This window comes from Kitasatospora sp. NPDC127067 (assembly GCF_042724755.1).
GTDB lineage: Bacteria > Actinomycetota > Actinomycetes > Streptomycetales > Streptomycetaceae > Kitasatospora > Kitasatospora lactacystinica.
The window spans coordinates 1-4,240 of the sequence record NZ_JBHXEM010000256.1; the positions used below are offsets into that span (position 1 = coordinate 1).

At 70.9% G+C, this 4,240-nt stretch carries 2 protein-coding genes; both read left to right on the top strand.

The window, feature by feature from the left end; translation table 11 throughout:
- A partial coding sequence (locus ACFWJ4_RS40965; protein ID WP_380554388.1) for an SDR family NAD(P)-dependent oxidoreductase occupies nt 1-3,164 on the top strand: 3,164 nt, incomplete at its 5' end.
- A partial coding sequence (locus tag ACFWJ4_RS40970; RefSeq protein WP_380554391.1) for a beta-ketoacyl synthase N-terminal-like domain-containing protein occupies nt 3,164-4,240 on the top strand: 1,077 nt, incomplete at its 3' end. The genes ACFWJ4_RS40965 and ACFWJ4_RS40970, both read left to right, overlap by 1 nt.

Here is a 4,240-nt window from a genome sequence, read left to right on the forward strand (position 1 = left end):
CCCACCTGCGCCGCGAACAGCCCAACCTCGCCGACGCCGCCCACACCCTGGCCACCGGCCGCCGCACCTTCCCCCACCGCCGCACCGTCACCGGCACCACCCCCGACACCATCGCCACCGCCCTCGAAACCCGCGACCCCGCCCACGTCACCACCAGCCACACCACCCGCGAGACCGCGCCACTGGTCTTCCTGTTCAGCGGCCAGGGCTCACAGCACCCCGGCATGGCCCACGACCTCTACCAGCACGAGCCCGCCTTCCGCGCCTGCGTCGACGAATGCGCCGAACTCCTCGCACCACACCTCGACGAGGACATCCGCGAGGTGATCTTCACCCAGGACCCCCGACTCGACCGGACCCAGTGGGCCCAACCCGCCCTCTTCGTCATCGAATACGCCCTCACCCGGCTCTGGCACTCCTGGGGCATCACCCCCACCGCCATGCTCGGCCACAGCCTCGGCGAATGGACCGCCGCCTGCCTCGCCGGCGTCTTCACCCTCCCCGACGCCCTCCGCCTCGTCGCCCTGCGCGGCCGCCTCATGCAGGCCCAGGCCCCCGGCGCCATGCTCAACGTCATGGCCGACCGCACCACCGTCGAAGCCGCCCTGCCCCACAACCTCTCCCTCGCCGCCCACAACGGCCCCCGCGACTGCGTCGTCTCCGGCCCCCACGACGCCATCCAGACCTTCACCACCCTCGCCGAAGAACACGGCTGGCCCACCCAACCCGTCACCACCTCCCACGCCTTCCACTCCCCCCTCATGGAACCGGCGATCACGGAATTCACCACCGCCGTCGCAGGCGTGCCCCGCCAGGCGCCGAACACCCCCTTCGTCTCCAACACCACCGGCACCTGGATCACCGACCAACAAGCCACCGACCCCGCCTACTGGGGCCACCACATCCGCGCCACCGTCGAATACGCCACCGGCATCCGGACCACCACCACCGAACCAGGCACCACCCTCCTCGAAATCGGCCCCGGCCAAACCCTCACCAGCCTCGCCCGCCGCATCCTCACCAACACCGCCACCCAAGCCACCACCCTCGCCTCACTCCCCCACAAACGCGACCCCCGCACCCCCTCCGAAACCATCCAACGCACCCTCACCACCCTCTGGCTCACCGGCACCACCACACCCGACTGGACCACCTACCACACCCACCAACAACGCCGCCGCATCCCCCTTCCCACCTACCCCTTCCAACACAAGCACTACTGGCTCGACCGACAGGCCACGACGGCCCGGGCCACCGGTCGTGCCGCGGCGCGCCGCGACGACATCACCCAGTGGTTCTACGCCCCGTCCTGGCAGCGGGCGCCTCTCCCGGCCGGGGAGCAGCCGGACTGCACCCGGCACTGGCTGGTCTTCGCCGACGGCCTGGGTGTGGGCGAGGCGGTGACCGAGCAGTTGCGGGCCGCCGGTGCCACCGTCACCGTGGTGGCGGCGGCCGACGCCTGGTCCGACCGGGGAGACAACCGCTACGCCATCGACCCGGCCGACAGCTCCGACTACGAGCGGCTGATCAGCACCCTGCGGAACGGCCCTGCCGGTGTGCCCACCCACATCGTCCACGGCTGGAGCGTCACCGCGCCGGGCGAGGAGGGCAGCCTCCAGCACGGTTTCGAGAGTCTGATCCGCCTCACCCAGGCCCTCGTCCGGCACCCGGACAGCGAGCCGCGCCGGATCTGGGTGCTCGGCAACGGCCTGCACAATGTCACCGGCGCCGAGCCGCTCTCGCCGCTGAAGGCCACCCTGCTGGGCCCGTGCCGCGTGCTGCCCCGCGAGCTGCCGGGCACCACCTGCCGCAGCGTCGACCTCGATTGCCAGGAAGCTCCCACCCAGTCCCAACTGGGGAAGCTGATGGCCGAGTTGGCGGCAGCACCGGAGCCCGGCACGGAGACGGTGGCGCACCGAGGGGGGCACCGCTGGTCCCAGCACTACCTGCCGCAGCCGCTGCCCCGACGCGACGAGTCGCCGGTGGTGCGCAAGGACGGTGTCTACCTGGTCACCGGCGGCACCGGCGGCCTGGGCCTGGCTCTGGCCGGGCACCTCGCGGCAGCGGGGGCACGGATCGCGCTCACCGCGCGCACCCGGCTGCCCGACGCCGCGGAGTGGGACTCCTGGCTCGCCGGCAACCCGGGCAAGGGCCGACTCGGTGACACCGTACGGGAGTTGGTCCGCCTGAGGGACGCAGGTGCGGAGCTCCTGGTGTTCCAGGCCGACGTGAGCGATCGGGCGGCGATGAGCGAGGCCGTCCGGCGGACCACCCAGCGGTGGGGGGCCATCCACGGCGCCTTCCACACGGCGGGCGTCGCCGGTGGCGGCCTGATCCAGCTCAAGGACCTCCAGGCGGCCGCCGAGGTCCTGCTCCCGAAGGTGCACGGCACCCTGGTGCTGGAGGAGGTGCTGGCGGACCAGGAGCTGGACTTCCTGGTCCTGTTCGGCTCGAACGGTGCGAACATCGGCAGTGTCGGCCAGGTCGACTACTGCGCCGCCAACTGCTTCCTCGACGCCTTCGCCCAGGACCGGGGGCGCACCCGGCGGGTGATCTCGATCGACTGGGGTCCGTGGCGGGAGATCGGCATGGCGGTCGGTACCGTCGCGCCGTCCGGCGTCGAGCAGGTGGACGAGCGCGCCATGTCGCCCGCCGAAGGGCTGTGGGCCCTCGACACGATCCTGGCCGGCGTCTCGGAGTCGCAGATCATCGTGTCGCCCGCCGAGCTCTCGGCGCTGTTCGAGAACGCCTTCTCGCTGGAGCAGGGCGACACCGCGGAGCCCCGTAGCGCCGCGCACGAACGCCCGGACATCCTCACCGAGTTCGTGGCGCCGCGCGGCGACACCGAGCGCGCGATCTGCGAGCTGTGGCAGGAGCTGCTGGGCATCGAGAAGGTCGGCATCCAGGACAGTTTCTTCGATCTGGGCGGCAACTCCCTGATCGCGATCCAGCTGGTGAGCACCATCAACACCCGGCTGGGCACGAAGCTCGCCCTCGGCGACCTGTACGAGGGGTTGACGGCGGCACACCTGGCCGGCCTGGCCGAGCAGCCCCTGCAGCAGGCAACGGGCAGCAACCTCAAGGCACTTGAGGAACGCAGAGAGAAGATGCAGCAGCGCCGGCGTCAGCACCAGCAACGGCGTCGGACAGCAAGGGGCGAATGATGACCAATGAGTTCACGGATCTCCCGGAGCGGGACGGCGTCGCGATCATCGGGATGGCGGGACGCTTCCCCGGCGCGGGGGACCTGACCGAGTTCTGGTCGAACCTGCGCGACGGCGTCGAGTCGATCGTCGCCCTGACCGACGAGGAGCTGACGGCGGCCGGGGTGCCACCCGAGGTCTTCGGCCGGCCCCACTACGTCAAGGCCGCACCCAGGTTCGAGGGCATCAGCCTGTTCGATGCGGAGTTCTTCGGGTACACCGCCCGCGAGGCGAAGATCATGGACCCGCAGCACCGGCTCTTCCTGGAGACGGCCTGGGCGGCGCTGGAGCACGCCGGCTACGACGCCGCCCGGTACGGGGGCAGCATCGGCGTCTTCGGCGGCGCCAGCACCACCGCCTACCTCGGGAACATCCTCAGCAACCTGGAGCAGGGCGAGACGATCAAGGGTGAGAACGTCGGCCTGGGCTTCGAACTCGCCTTCCTGACCAGCCGGGTGTCGTACAAGCTCGACCTGCGGGGGCCGAGCTTCCCGGTCCAGACCGCCTGCTCCAGCTCGCTGGTGGCGCTGCACGCCGCCTGCCAGAGCCTGCTCAACTACGAGTGCGACATGGCCCTTTCGGGTGCGGTCTCCTACAAGGTGCAGGAGAACACCGGCTACCCCTACCAGGAGGGGGCCTTCCTCTCCCCGGACGGACACATCCGCCCGTTCGACGCGGACGCCCGGGGCACGGTCTTCGGCAACGGTGTCGGCGTGGTGGCCCTGAAGCGGCTGGAGGACGCGCTGGCCGACGGCGACACCGTCCACGCCGTGATCAAGGGATCGGCGATCAACAACGACGGCGGGGTCAAGGCGAGCTTCACCGCCCCGACCGTCGGTGGTCAGGCCGAGGTGATCACGGAGGCGCTGACCGTCGCGGAGGTCGACCCCGAGGACATCGACTATGTCGAGGCGCACGGCAGCGGCACCGTGATCGGTGACTCGATCGAGGTGCAGGCGTTGTCACGGGCGTTCGGCGACACCGGGTCCTGGGCCCTCGGCTCGGTCAAGGGCAACATCGGCCACCTCGACGCCGCC